Source organism: Ruegeria sp. AM2, from assembly GCF_056540685.1.
In genome coordinates this window covers 49749-64695 of record NZ_JBQFXE010000005.1, presented here as the reverse complement: position 1 = coordinate 64695, position 14947 = coordinate 49749, and the positions used below count along the sequence as shown (strand labels likewise).

Genomic DNA, 14947 nt, shown 5'->3' with positions numbered 1-14947 from the left:
ACACGCCACAGGTTGGCATACCGCCAGCATATAGGTCGAACAATTTGGGTTGTAAGGGGCCATACATGATCAGAAGGTTCGGTGAAACCCCTCAGGCTGGGCGTAAATACACCCGCCGCGTTGGCGTATATGCTTTGTTGCCGCGTGGCAGACATCTTTTGCTGACCTGCCAAATGGAGCCCGGACCCGATCTGCAACTGCCCGGCGGCGGCATTGACCCCGGCGAATCGCCGATATCGGCCCTGCACCGTGAGGTTTTCGAAGAAACCGGTTGGGTTGTGGCATCGCCACGTCGGGTCGGTGCCTTTCGCAGGTTCACCTATATGCCGGAATATGACCTTTGGGCGGAAAAGATGTGTTTGATTTACAGCGCCCGCCCTGTGCGTCGCCTTGGTCCGCCAACCGAACCGTTTCATGAGGCGCTTTGGATGGACACGGCGGACGCCGCACAAATGCTGGGAAATTCAGGCGACCGGTTCTTTGCGGAACAGCACCTGCAATCGCTTTAGTTGCCGTTATATTCAAAGAAAACCGCAGACACGTCGTCGTCCATTCCCCCATCCGACGCCATGACCTGCGTCAATCGCCAGAACATGTCGTCCAGAAACTCTGATCCATTGCGCGCTGATGCGCAGTCCAACGCCATCTGGCGCAACCCATCTTCGTCGAGCAATCCGCCGTCTTTCAGGTGACATTCGGTGAAGCCATCGGAATACAGCATCAGCTTGTCGCCGGGTTGCAGATAGGTTTCCGTTTGCTGGAACGTGACATCGGGCATCAGCCCGACAGGCAACCCGCCTTGCCCCAAAAACTCGGTGCTGCCATCTGGCCGCATCAAAAGAGGATGCGGATGCCCCGCCTGCACCATTCTCAGATGCCCGTTCCGCAGATCGACGATGGCATAGACCATGGTAAAATATTCCTCGATCCCCGCATCTGCCATCAGGCGTGCGTTCAAGGTTTCAGCCACGTCCTCAGGCGGAAGCAGTGCGAAGAATTTGTTGAACCGCCGCTCCATGGCGACGTTCTGGTCAAAATGCGTGCTTGAAAGATACCCGCCCAGTCGCGCCGTCATCATTGCAGATGTAATGCCATGCCCGGACACATCGATGCTGTAGAACCCAAGCCGGTTCACTCCGGGTGAGAACATGCCCACAAGATCGCCGCCGATGTGACCACATGGCTTTAGCAAGAGACTAACACTGGACTTTCCGAAGTCTCGCGTCAGTTCCGGCACCAGAGATTCCTGGATCTTACGCGCCTGCATCAGGTCTTTGTCGATGGCGTCATGGGCCAGTTTCAATTCGTCTAACGCGGATTCGATCAGACGGTTCTTTTCCGACAGCTCACGCTGCATGTCCAAAATGCGCGCACCGGCAGAGATGCGGGCACGCAACTCGTCCGCCTCGAGCGGTTTGATCAAGAAGTCATCTGCGCCAGCATCCAGACCGCGCGCGACCTCCTGTTTTTCGCTTTTGGAGGTCAGCAGGATGAAATAAGTGTATTGGTCCTTCTCCAACGCGCGAAAGGCGCGGCAGAATTCCAGCCCGCTCATGCCCGGCATAACCCAGTCGCTAAGCACCAGATCGGGAAGTTCCGCCTGACACATGGCAATGGCGTCCTCGCCATTGTCTGCCTCTAGCACGGCAAATCCCCATTTCTTCAGCGAAGCGACAAGGATTCGCCGCTGCAAACGGCTGTCGTCGACGACCAGGACCTTTCGGATGGCACCGAAGTCCAGCTCGACCCTGTCGTCAGATAGGCTGGTTTCCGGCACTTGATTCCCCTGCACTGCCCCTGTCCGCTCAAGCCCAGACGCTAGGACCGACAGTTTAACAATCGGTGAAATCCCGATTGTCCTTGCCACTTAACGCGATGTTTACCCGTAGGTCTGTAGACAAGGCACAGACGGAGGAAGCCGATGATACTTTGGCCCAGGGTCAGACAGTTGCGCGACGAAGTGGGCGCGGAAGAATTCGACGAAGTGGTCGAGATCTTTCTGGAAGAAGTGCAAGAGGTGCTCGCCCGGCTTCGCAGTGACACACAGCGCCGCGAGATCGAACAGAACCTGCACTTCCTAAAAGGCAGCGGCCTTAGCCTGGGTTTTGAGCAGTTTTCGAAACTGTGTCAGGACGGCGAACGGCGATCTGCCGCCGGGCAAGCGGAAGACGTGGATTTAACGGCCATATTCGCAAGCTTCGAAACCTCTCGGTCAGAATTCGAAAGCGGGCTGAAAGATCAGCTTGCTCCGGTCAGATGACAAATTGCGCAAGCGTCTCGTCGTCAGTGATGTCGGTGTAGGTGAAACCGGCATCGTCCAGACGCGCGAACAGACGGGCAAAATTCTCGGGCTTGCGAGTTTCGATCCCAATCAAGACCGAGCCGAAATTGCGTGCTGATTTCTTCATGTATTCGAACCGGGCGATATCATCCTCGGGGCCGAGGATGTTCAGAAATTCTTTCAACGCGCCGGGGCGCTGCGGCAGGCGCAGGATGAAGTACTTCTTGACGCCGGAATAGCGCTGCGCGCGTTCCTTGACCTCGGGCAGACGTTCGAAATCAAAATTGCCACCCGACGTGACGCACACGACTGTTTTTCCGCGAACAAAGCTCTGAACATCCGCCACGGCCTCAATCGCCAACGCGCCTGCAGGTTCCAGAACGATGCCCTCGACATTCAGCATTTCAATCATTGTGGCGCAGATGCGGTCTTCGGACAGAACCAGCACGTCAGACAGGTGGTGCGATTTTAACAATTCAAACGGTTTTGACCCGATCCGGCCGACCGCCGCGCCGTCAACAAAATTGTCCACATGATCCAAGGCGACGGGATGGCCTGCCGCCATAGCAGCGTGCAGACAAGCACCGCCCTTGGGTTCGACAAACAAACAATGGGTGCGATCACCGAACCATGTTGCCACGCCCGAAGACATTCCTCCACCCCCGACCGGCAGCAGGATGTGATCAGGAACACCACCCAGCTGAGATTCGATCTCAACGGCCAGAGAGGCCTGCCCCTCGATCACGTCTTCATCATCGAAGGGAGACAGAAAGTGCCCGCCCTGCTGCGCGCACCAGTCTTGCGCAGCGGTCAGCGTGTCATCGAAATAGTCTCCGGTCAGATGAATTTCGATGTTGTCGCCACCGAAGATGCGGGTCTTCTGGATCTTCTGCTGCGGTGTCGTCACCGGCATGAAGATCACGCCCCGAACGTTCAGGTGCTTGCACATAAACGCAACACCCTGCGCATGGTTGCCCGCGCTTGCGCAAACGAACAACTCCTGCCCTTGCTGCTTGCGCATCGCATTGAACGCACCGCGGATTTTGTAGGACCGCACGGGGCTGAGGTCTTCTCGTTTCAGCCAGACGTCGGCCCCATAGCGATCAGACAGATGGGCATTCCGCTGCAACGGTGTCGCCGGAAACACGGTGCGCATCGCCTGTTCGGCGGCACGGGCGCAGGTCATGAAATCAGTCATGACCGTTTCACTGGACCATCCAGGCTTTTAGGGCAAGGAATACATATGTGTACGGGCGGTTAGCCAAGCTCGCGTTTTTCGATGAAGACGCCGTACATGGTTGTGAAGATGCTGACATTGATCATCGGCAGGATGAGCGTTCCGAAGAACACGCTGATCAGTATTCCCAAAACCGGAATGACGGCCAAAGCCGTGAAGAGAAGTTGGATGACGACTTGAAACAAGAATGCCACGAGCAGAAGCACAAGAACCGATCCTGATGCCCCAACGGTGTTGTTCCACGCTTGGCCAATCGTGATCGGGCTGCCAATCGCTGCCGCCGGAAGGATGATAGACAAACGATAGAAACACACAACCAGGAACACTGTGTAGGCAATTGTTAAAACGAAAGAGACGACCTCAAGCCCTCCGCCCATTGCCGAAATCACCAAACTAAGGGGCAACCAAGCCACGGCAAACAGGATGATCAGCATCAGAAACCGCCCAAGATAGGCAAGAATGCGATCGAAGCGGAACGTAGGCAGCAAGCCACTTGGATATTCTTCCAGCAGAATAAAGCGGTGCCACGATACGGCGATCCAAAACATTGTGAGGATCAATGCGACGACCAGCACCAACAGAAATAGAAAGATCGACCCTGCAGACGTACCGGGCGGGAGTTGCCCGGTGGCGCTGTCCAGTGCATCCAGAGGAAAATCCAGGGCAACAACAGCCCCTATGATCACCGCGGTTGCGATGGCTGCTGGCCCTATTGTAATCTGCAGTACCTGCTTGAGGTTTCCAAAAACCATCCGCACGGAGTGTATGAAAATCTGCCAACCCAACATCCTGAAATCTGCCTCTTCAACCAATCATTGTTCTCTTTCGCATCGTTTCACCCTAATTCCCGCTGTGCGTCAACGCAGATAACTTGCCCCGCGTCGCAAAACCCGCTAGGGGCCACTCGTTCTACGCATAAAGGGAAGTGAAATGTCCGCGCCCAAGAAAGTTGTTCTGGCCTATTCCGGTGGCCTTGATACCTCGATCATTCTGAAATGGTTGCAGACCGAGTATGGCTGTGAGGTTGTCACCTTCACCGCCGATCTGGGTCAGGGTGAGGAACTGGAACCAGCACGACAAAAGGCCGAGATGCTGGGGATCAGCCCCGAGAACATCTATATCGAGGACATCCGTGAGGAATTCGTCCGCGATTTTGTCTTCCCGATGTTCCGCGCCAATGCGGTTTACGAGGGGCTGTATCTGCTGGGCACATCCATTGCGCGGCCTCTGATTTCAAAACGTCTGGTCGAGATTGCTGCCGAAACCGGTGCCGATGCCGTGGCGCATGGGGCAACCGGCAAGGGCAACGATCAGGTGCGGTTCGAACTGGCCGCCTATGCGCTGAACCCCGATATCAAGGTGATCGCGCCGTGGCGCGAATGGGATCTGACCAGTCGGACCCGTCTGATCGAATGGGCCGAAGCGCATCAGATTCCGATTGCCAAGGACAAACGAGGCGAGGCTCCGTTCTCGGTCGACGCCAACCTGCTACACACCTCGTCCGAGGGTAAGGTGTTGGAAGACCCCGCCGATATGGCGCCCGATTATGTCTATCAGCGCACCGTGCACCCCGAAGACGCGCCGAACGAGCCCGAATTCATCGAGATCGGGTTCGAAAAAGGCGACGCGGTCAGCATCAATGGCGAGGCGATGAGCCCCGCGACGATCCTGACCAAGCTGAATGATTATGGCGGCAAGCACGGCATTGGTCGTCTGGACCTGGTCGAAGGCCGCTTCGTCGGTATGAAGTCGCGCGGCATCTATGAAACGCCTGGCGGCACCATCCTGCTGGAAGCGCATCGCGGGATCGAGTCCATCACCATGGACCGCGGCGCGATGCACCTGAAAGATCAGCTGATGCCGCAATATGCCGAACTGATCTATAACGGCTTCTGGTACAGCCCCGAACGCGAGATGTTGCAGGCAGCCATCGACAAATCTCAGGAACATGTCACCGGCACCGTCCGGCTGAAGCTGTACAAAGGTTTGGCTTCGACCGTAGGCCGCTGGTCGGATCACTCGTTGTATTCCGAAGAACATGTGACGTTTGAGGATGACGCCGGGGCCTATGACCAGACCGATGCGGCAGGGTTCATTCAGCTGAACGCCCTGCGGCTCAAGCTTTTGGCAGCCCGGGACAAACGCCTAAGAAACTGACTCGTGGCACACGAATAAGTTGAAAGTTTCTTTTGCGCCGCAGCATTGCCGCAGAATTGCCTTGTTGAGCGAACAGTGAAAACGGGTCGACCCTGCCGGGGTTGGCCCGTTCATAATCAATCGCTTTGAGGCTTAAATGCAGGCAAACCAATCACAAGGCACACCAACTGAATTCGAATTCCGGGGATCGGCCTCGGAATATTTCGGCATCTGGATCGTGAACCTTTTGCTGTCGATCGTGACGCTCGGCATCTACAGCGCATGGGCAAAAGTGCGCACAAAGAAATACTTCTATCAAAACACCTATGTTGCGGGGCGCAGTTTCGACTACCACGCCACAGGTAAGCAGATCCTGCTGGGGCGTTTGATCGTGATTGCAGGCATCGTGGCTTACACAATATTGGCCTCGATCCCTCTGGTCGGCCTGATCCTGTTGCTTGGGCTGGTGTTTCTGATCCCCTACCTTCTGGTTCGCGCGCTTCGGTTCAATGCCCGCGTATCCAGCTGGTCGAATGTCCGTTTCGATTTTCAGGGCACTTGGGGCTCGGCTGCTGCAAACTACTTTTTGTATCCGATCATTGCTGCGCTAACACTGTATACCACGTGGCCCTTTGTGACTCGCTCGATCCAGCGGTTTCACGTGAACAACCATTCGTTCGGGACAACTCCAATGTCCTTCGACAGCCCAATCGCACCGTTCTACAAGGCGTTGTTTGCCGCAATAGCCTGGGTGGTTGTCGGCATGACCGTTGCCCTTGCCCTGGTTGGCCTGAGCGTATCGAACATCGCGGCCTCGTTCCGGGCCTTGGACTCCAACCCCGAGGATATTGCGGCGCTGGTGCCGATCCTGACACTCTACGGCGTGCTGATTCTGGTGCTGGTTCCCACCACGGTCATCTATCATGCGATGGTCCGCAATACGGTCTATAATCACACGGTTCTGGGGGATGGCCACCGGTTTCACTCAGACGTGTCCCCGCTGCGACTGTTGTGGATCACCGCGTCGAACCTAGTGGTCGTCGCGCTGACCCTTGGGCTGATGTTGCCGTGGGCGCATGTGCGCCGGGTACGCTATCTTGCCAATCACACCAGGTTCATTCCCGCTGGTTCGCTGGACGAGTTCGTTGGTGGCGTGACCGCAAATGTCAGCGCAATCGGCGACGCATATGGTGATCTGGAAGGTTTCGATATCGGTATCGCGGTCTAGGCCTTTGGACAGCTTTCCAGAAGAACAGGGCGCGCCCGTCACCGGACGCGCCTACCCGCCGCACAGTTCGCGCGAGATACCCGCGCGACTGGCCGTTGGCACCAATACTGTCTGGCTGATTGATGATCAGGGCCAAGTTCTGACCCGCTGCGAACCGGATAAGCTGGCAATCGAATCCCGCGTGGGATCCACGGAACGGCGCGTTCAATTTCCCGATTGCACTCTGTTTCTGACCAAAAAACACGCTGCCCTCGAACATCTGACTGCGGATCAAAGCGGCTCCCGCCTGCACAGTTACGAAAGGTTTCACCCGCGCCTTGTTTTGGTGGCGCTGGCATGTGTCGCCGGAACATGGGGCATTTGGAAATATGGCCTGACCGTTCTGGTCGCGCTGGCGGTTTGGATGACCCCTGCGCCGCTGGTGACCGCCATCGATATCGGCATCATGCAGGCGGTTGATCAGGTCATGGCCGAACCCAGCGCCTTAACCGACGAAGAAAAAGCCCAGGTGCAGGACAGCTTTGATCGCATTTTGACCGCAATGGGACCCACGGCCGACGACCACAATTTCAAGTTGAAGTTTCGCAACTTTCCAGGCCTTGGCCCCAATGCATTCGCGCTGCCGGATGGCACAATCGTTGTCACAGACGATCTGGTGACCCTGATTTCAACGGATGCGATGGCCGGCGTCATCGGCCATGAAATCGGGCATGTGGTCGAACATCATGGCCTGACACAGGTGTATCGCTCGCTTGGCGCTTTTATTCTGATCACGATGATGGCCGGAGACACCGGACCGATGCTGGAGCGGCTGCTGCTTGAGGGCAATCTGATCTTGTCATTGTCCTATTCCCGCCAACACGAGCTGGCCGCCGATCGGTTCGGAGTGGATCTGGCCGCGCGCGCCGGTTTCGACCCAAACGGCCTGTCCGAGTTCTTTGACGTGCTGCACGAAGAAATCGGAGATCAGGGCCCCGACTGGCTGAGCACCCATCCCGGATTTGAGGAACGCCAGGAAAACCTCGAATCCCTGACCCGAGGTCAATGAAGTCAAGCTCTTGTGCGGTTTGCCCCGGGCCCCTAACCGTACTCTCGCGCAACACGGAGGGGACCTATGACGCTGAGCATGATAGCCGAGGACATTCAGAAAAATCTGACTGGACGCAGCTTTGAGGGATCGCTGAAATTCGATTGCGGTGACGATGGCGTCATTGTTCTAGCCGACAATCAGGCCGTGACCACGGATCAAGAAACCGACTGCACGATCCGCCTTTCACGCGAAAATCTGACCAAACTGCTGACCGGCAAACTGAACCCGATGACCGGCGTGGCGCTGGGCAAGCTCAAAATTTCGGGCAATGTGGGCGTGGCGATGAAGCTGGGGCAATTGCTGGGATAAACTCGTCTCACCTGCCCGTGACATTCGATTTCAGCCGATTGCGCCGGGTGCAAAGTCAAGGCAGCCTGACCATGGAAGGAGACTTGCCATGACTCGGACTGCTTACCTCGACTACGTCAAACCAACGCTTCTTTTTGCTCTGATCACCGTTGCAGCCCTGCTGCGCGCTGCGCCAGCCCCCGCAGCTGGGACCGAGACCCTGACGGTTGCCGGGGGATGTTTCTGGTGCGTCGAATCCGATTTTGAATCTGTCCCAGGCGTGATTGGGGCCGTATCGGGCTTTACCGGCGGCAAACTGGCCAACCCGACATACGATCAAGTGTCCAAGGGCGGGTCCGGCCACTATGAGGCTGTCCAGATCACGTATGACCCTGCGCGCGTGTCCCGCGAAACCTTGTTGAACATGTTCTTCCGCTCGGTTGACCCTACCGATGCGGGCGGTCAATTCTGTGACCGGGGCGACAGCTACCGCACGGCCATATTCGTCTCTAATGCTGGGGAAAAGGCAACGGCCCAGCGCGCGAAGACCAATGCGCAGAATGCTTTGGGCCAAACCGTGGTGACTCCGATCCTGCAAGCCGGAACGTTTTACCCGGCCGAAGAATACCATCAGGACTATTACAAGGGCAAAAAGCTGGTCCTTACGCGTTTCGGACCCAAACGCCAGCACAGCGCGTACAAAGCATATCGCAAAGCCTGCGGGCGGGATGCACGCGTCAAGCAGCTGTGGGGCAACGAGGCACCTTTCGCAGGTTCTTAATCGAACCGCGCCGCAAGCACCTCTTTCAAATCGGGGATGGCATCAGCCGTACCGTGCCGCGTGACCATCAAGGCCGCGGCACGGTTCGCATGTGAAATGGCCTGAGGCAACGGCATTCCCCGGTCCATACCAGCCAAGACATAACCCGTGAATGTGTCACCCGCGCCTGTTGTATCCACAGCCTTCACCTTGTGCGCCGGGAAATCTGCCGCGGCCCCTGCATGGTAATACCTTGCTCCGTCGGCTCCCAGAGTGATGATCACATGCGAGACGTTCAATTCGGTGACAGATTGCCCGGTTGCGTCACGCAGTTGCTCGGCTTCAACTTCGTTCAGGATCAGGAAATCCAGATATGGCAGAACGGCCTGCACGGCCTCGGCCTGAAAGGGTGCAGCAGCGTAGCAGACCGTCAGGCCAAGATCACGCCCCATCCGAGCAGTTTCCACCTGCAGGTTGGTCTCATTCTGCATCACCAGCAGATCGCCTTGCGCGGCGGATGACAATGCCTGCCCCAACTGATCCTCGGTTATCGCATGATTTGCACCTTGAAACAGAATGATGTTGTTCTCACCTTTGGCATCCACGGCGATGATGGCGTGGCCCGTCGGCATTTCAACTTGCGTGATACGGCGCGTGTCCACGCCGTATTCAGTCAGCCGATCCTTCGCCCAACGACCGTCTGAACCGACAGCCCCGATATGCGCCACCTGTGCCCCGGCTCGCGCCGCCGCAACAGACATGTTCGCACCCTTGCCGCCCAGAAAACGATCCAGCCGATTGGCGGACAGCGTCTCGCCCGGCGCGGGCAGGTGCGGCACGTCATAAATCATGTCCGCGTTGATCGAGCCGAGGTTCCAGATCGTCATAACTTACCCAATATCGCACGAAGCAAGGATAGCCATATTCAATATATCATTCGCCGTGGAAACCGTAGAACAAATCTGAATCGGCTTGTCGATACCGGACAGAATCGGGCCGATGACAGTTGCGCCGCCCATCTCTTGCATCAGCTTGGTCGAAATCGAGGCCGAGTGTCGCGCCGGCACGATCAGGATATTCGCGGGGCCGGTCAAACGCTGGAACGGATAGCTGGCCTGCTGATCCACATTCAGAGCCACATCCACGGTCATCTCGCCTTCGTACTCGAAATCGACGCCGCGCCGGTCCAGCACCGCAGGGGCGCGATGCATTTTCTCGGCCCGCTCGGACACCGGATAGCCAAAGGTCGAGAAACTGACGAATGCCACGCGCGGCTCAAGCCCCATATGGCGCGCTACCGCAGCCGATCGTTCCGCGATGTTGGCCAGATCGTTTTCGTCGGGCCATTCATGGACCAGCGTGTCACCGATCAGCACGATCCGCCCTTTGTGCAACAAGGCGGTCACCCCTGCGGCGCCATGGGCGGCGTCCGCATCAAACACATGATTGATCCGATCCAGCACATGCGCCGATTTGCGCGTCGCACCGGTCACCAGACCATCCGCATGCCCATGAGCCAGCATCAGAGCCGAAAACACGTGCCTGTCCCGTGCGGCAAGTCGATGAATATCCTTGCGGTCAAACCCCTTGCGTTGCAGCCGTTGATACAGGAATTCCTTGTAAGTACCCAAGTGCATCGTGTTGGCCGCATTCACGACCTCAAGCTCGCGAGCGGCATCTCCAAGCCCGGCGGCATCCAGCTTTTCCTTTACATCATCGGGTCGCCCGACAATCAGCGCCTTTCCAAAGCCCGAGCGCTGGTATGTCACCGCCGCACGCAGCACGCGCGGGTCGTCGCCCTCGGCAAAGATCATCCGGCTTTGGGCCTGACGCGCCCTTGCGTTCAGGCCACGCAGGATGCTGGCCGTCGGGTCCATGCGGGATTTCAGGCTCAGCTCATAGGCCTCCATATCGATGATCGGACGCCGCGCGGCGCCGGTATCCATCCCGGCCTTTGCCACGGCGGGCGGGATGCGGTGGATCAGGCGTGGATCGAACGGAGTGGGGATGATGTAGTCCCGACCAAAACTCAGGGTCTTGCCATAAGCCATCGCCACCTCATCGGGCACATCCTCACGCGCAAGATTGGCCAGCGCATGGGCACAGGCGATCTTCATCTCGTCATTGATCGCGCGTGCGTGGATATCCAGCGCGCCGCGGAACAGATAGGGAAACCCCAATACGTTGTTCACCTGATTTGGGTAATCGCTGCGCCCCGTGGCCACGATTGCATCCACGCGCACCTCGTGTGCTTCTTCCGGAGTGATCTCGGGGTCGGGGTTTGCCATTGCAAAGATCACCGGGTTGTCGGCCATGCTGGCAACCATGTCCTGCGTGACCGCACCTTTGACCGACACGCCAAGGAACACGTCAGCCCCTTTCATGGCCTCTTCCAGTGTGCGCAATTCGGTGGTGATCGCATGGGCCGATTTCCACTGGTTCATCCCTTCGGTCCGGCCCTGATAGATCACGCCCTTAGTGTCACAGACAATGCAATTGTCGTGTTTTGCACCCATCGACTTGAGCAATTCGATACAGGCAATCCCCGCTGCGCCCGCCCCGTTCAGAACGATCTTCACATCCTCGATCTTCTTGCCCGATATGTGCAGCGCATTCAGCAGCCCGGCCGCGCAGATCACCGCTGTTCCGTGCTGGTCGTCGTGAAAGACCGGGATGTCCATTTCTTCCTTCAGGCGCTGTTCAATGATGAAACATTCGGGCGCTTTGATGTCTTCCAGATTGATGCCGCCGAATGTCGGCCCCATCAGCCTCACCGCGCGGCAGAACTCGTCCGGGTCTTCGGTATCCAGTTCGATATCGATCGAATTCACGTCAGCAAAGCGTTTGAACAGAACCGCCTTACCCTCCATCACCGGCTTACCGCCCAGCGCACCCAAGTTTCCAAGACCCAACACGGCGGTCCCGTTCGAGATCACGGCCACCAGATTGCCCTTGTTGGTATAGTCATACGCCGTCTCGGGCGCTTCGGCGATGGCCTCGCAGGGCACGGCCACACCGGGGCTATAGGCCAGCGACAAGTCGCGCTGGGTGGTCATGGGAACGGTGGCCTGCACCTCCCACTTGCCGGGGGTCGGGTCCAGGTGAAAGGCCAGCGCCTCTTCTTTGGTGATCTTCGCTTTGGGCATCTTTTGGGTCGTTTCCATGACTTCGGGGCTGATGCGTCATAACGCAGGCGGGGCTGCGCCTCAACGACAATACGTTTACACCTTTCGCCGCGCGGGGCGGATTTGTAAGGTCGCCCCCGGAAGACGCCAAAAGGGGGCCGCTTTTGTCCACAGTCACGCCAATGATGGCGCAATACCTTGAGATCAAAGAGGCCCATTCAGATGCCCTGCTGTTCTACCGCATGGGCGATTTCTATGAGATGTTCTTTCAGGACGCGGTGAACGCCGCCGAGGCGCTGGACATCGCCCTGACCAAACGCGGCAAGCATAATGGTGAGGATATCCCCATGTGCGGCGTGCCGGTGCATTCGGCCGAGGGTTATCTGCTGACCCTGATCCGCAAGGGCTTTCGCGTGGCCGTATGCGAACAGATGGAAAGCCCGGCCGAGGCGAAGAAAAGAGGCTCTAAATCAGTGGTTAGGCGCGATGTCGTGCGTCTGGTGACCCCCGGCACGCTGACCGAAGACGCGCTTTTGGAAGCCCGCCGCCACAACTTTCTGGCCGCATATGCCGAGGTCCGGGATGAGGCCGCTTTGGCCTGGGCCGATATCTCGACCGGTGCGTTTCACGTAATGCCGTTGACATCCGTCCGTCTAAGCCCCGAACTGGCGCGGCTGGCCCCATCCGAATTGATCGTGGGCGATGGGATGGAGCAGGCGTTAAACGAAACCGTCCGCGATCTGGGTATCTCGCTAACCCCCATTGGCCGCGCCAGCTTCGACAGCACAGCTGCGGAAAAACGCATTTGCGGACTGTTTCACGTGGGCGCGCTGGATGCGTTCGGGTCGTTCAGCCGTGCCGAGATTTCGGCCATGGGCGCACTGATCGACTATCTGGAGATCACACAGAAGGGCAAACTGCCCCTGCTACAGACGCCGCTCAAGGAATCCGAGGACCGCGTGGTGCAGATTGACGCCGCCACGCGCCGTAATCTGGAACTGACGCGGTCGCTGTCGGGCGGACGCTCCGGATCATTGCTTTCGGTCATCGACCGCACCGTGACACCGGGCGGCGCACGTCTGCTGGAACAGCGCCTGTCCAGCCCGTCGCGCAGTCTGGACGTGATCCACGCGCGGCTGGATGCTGTGAGTTTCGCCACGGAGGACAGCCTGATCGCTTCGGATCTACGCGAGGCGTTGCGCAAAACCCCCGACCTGGACCGCGCCTTGTCGCGCCTGTCGCTGGAGCGTGGCGGCCCGCGCGATCTGGCCGCCATCCGCAATGGCCTAACTCAGGCGGCTGCAATTGCCGAAATCTGCGACGCGCAGGATCTACCCGTTCTGCTGTCGACCGCTCTGCAAAATTTTGTGGGGTTCGACGACCTGATGAACCTGCTGGACGAAGCCCTTGTGGCCGAACCACCCCTGCTGGCCCGCGATGGAGGCTTTATCGCCCCCGGTTTCGACACAGAACTGGATGAAGCCCGCACATTGCGAGACGAAGGCCGTTCGGTCATCGCGGGATTCCAGCAGAAATACGCAGAACATACCGGCATCACCTCGCTGAAGATCAAGCACAACAATGTGCTGGGCTATTTCATCGAAACCACGGCCACCCATGCCGAGAAGATGCTGAATCCACCGTTCAGTGAAACCTATATTCACCGCCAGACCACCGCCAATCAGGTGCGGTTCACCACTGTCGAACTCTCGGAAATCGAGACCCGCATCTTGAACGCAGGGAATCTGGCACTGGAAATCGAAAAGAGGCTCTATCAAAGGCTTTCTGGTGAAATTCTCGCTCTCGCCGCCCGCCTGAACCAAGCCGCCCGAGGGCTGGCCGAGCTGGATCTGACCACCGCTCTGGCCGATCTGGCACGCGGGGAAAACTGGTGCCGTCCCCAAGTCGACACCTCCCGCGCGTTCGACATCAAAGCAGGCCGCCACCCGGTCGTGGAACACGCGCTGCGTCAACAATCAGGCGATGCCTTCATCGCCAATGACTGCGACCTCAGTGCCGATCAGGGTTCCGCAATCTGGCTGCTGACCGGCCCAAACATGGCCGGTAAATCAACCTTCCTGCGCCAGAACGCGTTGATTGCATTGCTCGCCCAAATGGGCAGCTATGTCCCCGCCGAACAGGCCCATATCGGCGCCGTCAGCCAATTGTTCAGCCGTGTCGGCGCTTCGGACGATCTGGCCCGTGGCCGCTCGACCTTTATGGTCGAAATGGTGGAAACCGCCGCTATCCTCAATCAAGCCGATGATCGCGCGCTGGTTATTCTGGATGAAATCGGGCGCGGAACGGCCACCTATGACGGGCTTTCCATCGCCTGGGCCACGCTGGAACATCTCCATGCCGCCAACCAATGCCGCGCGTTGTTCGCCACCCACTACCACGAACTCACCGCACTGGCAGGCAAGCTGGAAGGCGTCGACAACGCCACTGTCGCCGTCAAGGAATGGGAGGGCGAGGTCATCTTCCTGCACGAAGTCCACAAAGGTGCCGCTGATCGATCCTATGGCGTGCAGGTCGCCCAACTCGCCGGGCTGCCGCCCTCAGTGGTCGAGCGCGCGCGCGTCGTCCTGGATCAATTGGAAAAGACAGAACGCGAGGGTGGCAAACAAAAAGCGCTGATTGACGACCTGCCCCTTTTCTCGGCAGCGCCACCACCACCGCCGCCTGCACCAAAGGCTACTCCGGTTACGGATATGCTTCACGATATCCTGCCGGACGAACTCAGCCCCCGGGACGCGCTTGATCTAATCTACAAACTGAAAGAGGCGGCCAAATCCTGACCGC

General features: G+C 58.1%; 13 protein-coding genes. 8 read left to right on the top strand and 5 right to left on the bottom strand.

All coding sequences use genetic code 11. The features are described from left to right. Window positions 1–65 precede the first annotated feature (65 nt). On the top strand, window positions 66–509 hold the full coding sequence (locus tag ACR0CR_RS11880) for an NUDIX hydrolase (protein WP_480599248.1): 444 nt from the start codon (window positions 66–68) through the stop codon (window positions 507–509). Here the strand turns inward: ACR0CR_RS11880 and ACR0CR_RS11875 are convergent. Then, on the bottom strand, window positions 506–1777 hold the full coding sequence (locus tag ACR0CR_RS11875) for a PP2C family protein-serine/threonine phosphatase (RefSeq protein WP_480599246.1): 1272 nt from the start codon (window positions 1775–1777) through the stop codon (window positions 506–508). The two genes, ACR0CR_RS11880 and ACR0CR_RS11875, sit on opposite strands and share 4 nt — an antisense overlap. A 144-nt stretch (window positions 1778–1921) precedes the next feature. On the opposite strand from ACR0CR_RS11875, the gene ACR0CR_RS11870 reads away from it, so the two are divergent. Beyond that, window positions 1922–2260 carry an Hpt domain-containing protein gene (locus ACR0CR_RS11870; RefSeq protein ID WP_480599243.1) on the top strand — a complete coding sequence of 113 codons (339 nt, stop codon included), beginning with the start codon at window positions 1922–1924 and terminating at the stop codon, window positions 2258–2260. Here ACR0CR_RS11870 and ilvA read toward each other — a convergent pair. Further along, window positions 2253–3479, bottom strand: coding sequence for a threonine ammonia-lyase IlvA (ilvA, locus tag ACR0CR_RS11865; protein WP_480599241.1), 1227 nt, complete (start codon window positions 3477–3479; stop codon window positions 2253–2255). The genes ACR0CR_RS11870 and ilvA overlap by 8 nt on opposite strands. A gap of 59 nt (window positions 3480–3538) precedes the next feature. Then, window positions 3539–4330, bottom strand: a complete 792-nt coding sequence (locus tag ACR0CR_RS11860; protein ID WP_480599238.1) for a hypothetical protein — start codon at window positions 4328–4330, stop codon at window positions 3539–3541. Window positions 4331–4448: 118 nt separating this feature from the next. On the opposite strand from ACR0CR_RS11860, the gene ACR0CR_RS11855 reads away from it, so the two are divergent. From ACR0CR_RS11855 to msrA, 5 genes are all read left to right on the top strand, one after another. After that, complete coding sequence (locus ACR0CR_RS11855) at window positions 4449–5675, top strand: argininosuccinate synthase (protein ID WP_480599236.1); 1227 nt, start codon at window positions 4449–4451, stop codon at window positions 5673–5675. A 136-nt stretch (window positions 5676–5811) separates the two neighbouring features. Then, window positions 5812–6882, top strand: coding sequence for a YjgN family protein (locus tag ACR0CR_RS11850; protein WP_480599234.1), 1071 nt, complete (start codon window positions 5812–5814; stop codon window positions 6880–6882). Beyond that, a complete protein-coding gene (locus ACR0CR_RS11845; RefSeq protein WP_480599232.1) occupies window positions 6818–7930 on the top strand; it encodes a M48 family metallopeptidase in 1113 nt (370 codons plus the stop codon). Before ACR0CR_RS11850 ends, ACR0CR_RS11845 begins: the two co-directional genes overlap by 65 nt. Before the next feature lie 66 nt (window positions 7931–7996). Then, entirely contained in the window at window positions 7997–8281 is a 285-nt protein-coding gene (locus ACR0CR_RS11840; protein WP_480599231.1) for an SCP2 sterol-binding domain-containing protein, read from the top strand. Between the two features lie 88 nt (window positions 8282–8369). Continuing rightward, a complete protein-coding gene (msrA, locus tag ACR0CR_RS11835; protein WP_480599230.1) occupies window positions 8370–9041 on the top strand; it encodes a peptide-methionine (S)-S-oxide reductase MsrA in 672 nt (223 codons plus the stop codon). Here msrA and ACR0CR_RS11830 read toward each other — a convergent pair. Both ACR0CR_RS11830 and ACR0CR_RS11825 read right to left on the bottom strand, forming a co-directional pair. Next, window positions 9038–9907, bottom strand: coding sequence for a ribokinase (locus ACR0CR_RS11830; protein ID WP_480599228.1), 870 nt, complete (start codon window positions 9905–9907; stop codon window positions 9038–9040). The two genes, msrA and ACR0CR_RS11830, sit on opposite strands and share 4 nt — an antisense overlap. A gap of 3 nt (window positions 9908–9910) precedes the next feature. Continuing rightward, window positions 9911–12166 carry an NADP-dependent malic enzyme gene (locus ACR0CR_RS11825; RefSeq protein ID WP_480599226.1) on the bottom strand — a complete coding sequence of 752 codons (2256 nt, stop codon included), beginning with the start codon at window positions 12164–12166 and terminating at the stop codon, window positions 9911–9913. 161 nt (window positions 12167–12327) lie between these two features. Here ACR0CR_RS11825 and mutS point away from each other — a divergent pair, with 161 nt between their 5' ends. Continuing rightward, the gene (gene mutS / locus ACR0CR_RS11820) at window positions 12328–14943 is read left to right on the top strand and encodes a DNA mismatch repair protein MutS (RefSeq protein WP_480599575.1); all 2616 of its coding nucleotides are present in this window, start codon (window positions 12328–12330) and stop codon (window positions 14941–14943) included. Window positions 14944–14947: the final 4 nt, after the last annotated feature.